Origin of the sequence: Bradyrhizobium sp. 179 (genome assembly GCF_023073535.1) — a bacterium.
Taxonomy (GTDB): Bacteria; Pseudomonadota; Alphaproteobacteria; order Rhizobiales; family Xanthobacteraceae; genus Bradyrhizobium.
Map to the genome: position 1 here is coordinate 1 of NZ_JADPJR010000133.1, position 1,776 is coordinate 1,776.

2 protein-coding genes are annotated in these 1,776 nt (G+C 63.3%); both read left to right on the plus strand.

All coding sequences use genetic code 11. The features are described from left to right. The first annotated feature begins 82 nt into the window (after window positions 1–82). Window positions 83–997 carry an NAD(P)-dependent oxidoreductase gene (locus tag IVB12_RS38505; protein ID WP_247304928.1) on the plus strand — a complete coding sequence of 305 codons (915 nt, stop codon included), beginning with the start codon at window positions 83–85 and terminating at the stop codon, window positions 995–997. Further along, a partial coding sequence (locus IVB12_RS38510; protein ID WP_247304930.1) for a dihydroxy-acid dehydratase occupies window positions 997–1,776 on the plus strand: 780 nt, incomplete at its 3' end. The genes IVB12_RS38505 and IVB12_RS38510, both read left to right, overlap by 1 nt.

Consider the following 1,776-nt stretch of genomic DNA (forward strand, 5'->3'; position numbering starts at 1 on the left):
GATCGAAACGGGCAGTCCGACCTGCATTGCGTTCGCTTGACGACGCGGCGTGAATTCAGCGCATTGAAGAAGGGAGCCACAGATGAAGATAGGCTTTGCAGGCCTCGGGCAGATGGGCCGCCCGATCGCACTGAATCTGCTGAAGTCGGGTGCGACGCTGGCGGTCACGGACCGCTCCTCCAAATGGTTCGCCGAGTTCCAGAGCAAGGGAGCGGGCGCGTCCGCCGAGCAGGCGACGATCTTCGATGCCGACGTTGTCTTCCTCTGTTTGCCCCATGACAACGCGGTCGAGGACGTCGTCGCGGGCGAGGCCGGCTTCTTAACCCGCGCCCGGGCCGGCCAGATCCTGATCGATCTGAGCACGATCACCTACAAGAAGACCGTTTCGGTCGCCGATAAGCTGGCCTCGCGGGGCGTCCAATTCTTGGATGCGCCTATCTCGGGAATGGAGGCGCGCGCTATCGACGGCACCCTCACGGTGATGTGCGGTGGCGACCGCGCGGTGTTCGATAAGGCGAAGCCGCTCCTGGACCTGATCGGCAACAAGATTCTGTACATGGGTGGCCCCGGCAGCGGTCAGCTCACGAAGCTCATCAACCAGCTTCTCTTCGACATCAATGCCGCCGCGCTCGCGGAGATCCTGCCGATGTCGAAGAAGATGGGGCTCGATCCCGATCTGGTCGGAGAAGTCGTCAACAGCGGCACCGGCCGCAGCTACGCGTCGGAATTCTTCATTCCCCGGATTCTCAGAAGACATTTCGGCGACGGTTATCCGATGAAGCACGCCTACAAGGATCTGATCAGCGGCGCGGAATTGGGAGCCAATCTCTCGATCCCGATGCCGGTCCTGGCCGCGGCGACCGCGACCTACCAGATGGCCCTGCTGAAGGGGCATGGCGATAAGGACAAGGGCGGAATGGTCACGGTCTTCGAAGAGCTGCTCGGCGTCGACTACCGAAGTCAGGAAGGCGCATCGGCGAAGTCAGGAGAGAAGTGATGGCGGATCACGGCATAGACAACGGACTTACAAACTACGGCGACAAGGACTTCGCCAGATTCTTGCGCCGTTCCTTCGCGCGGTCGATGGGATTGTCCCGCGAGATGCTCGCCAAGCCGATCGTCGGCATCGCGATGACCCCCTCGGGCTTCAACAATTGTCACCGCTACATGCCGGAATTGGTTGAGGCGGTGTCTCGCGGCGTGCTCGCTGCAGGCGCGCTTCCGCGGCCGTTTCCCACGGTCTCTCTCGGAGAAGTATTCCTCAACCCGACTAGCATGATGTACCGGAACCTCATGGCGATGGACACCGAGGAGATGATCGGTGCCCAGCCCATGGACGCGGTCGTGCTCATCGGGGGCTGCGACAAGACCGTGCCCGCCCAACTGATGGGTGCGGCTTCGGCCAATCTGCCAGCCATCCAACTCGTCACGGGACCGATGATGACGGGGCGGCACAAGGGACAACGCTTGGGAGCTTGCACGGACTGCCGCGGCTTCTGGGCCAAGTACCGGGCGGGGACCGTCGACAAGGACGAGATCGACACCGTCGAAGGCCGTCTCTCGGTGACCGCCGGCACCTGCGCCGTCATGGGCACGGCGTCCACCATGGCCTGCATCGCCGAGACGCTGGGCATGTCGTTGCTGGGCACCGCCGCGATCCCCGCGGTGCACGCCGATCGGCTGGTCGCCGCGGAAGAGACCGGCAAGGCGGCGGTTCGCCTGATCGGCACCAAGATAGCGCCGCGCGACGTCATCACCCGCAAGTCGGTCGAGAAC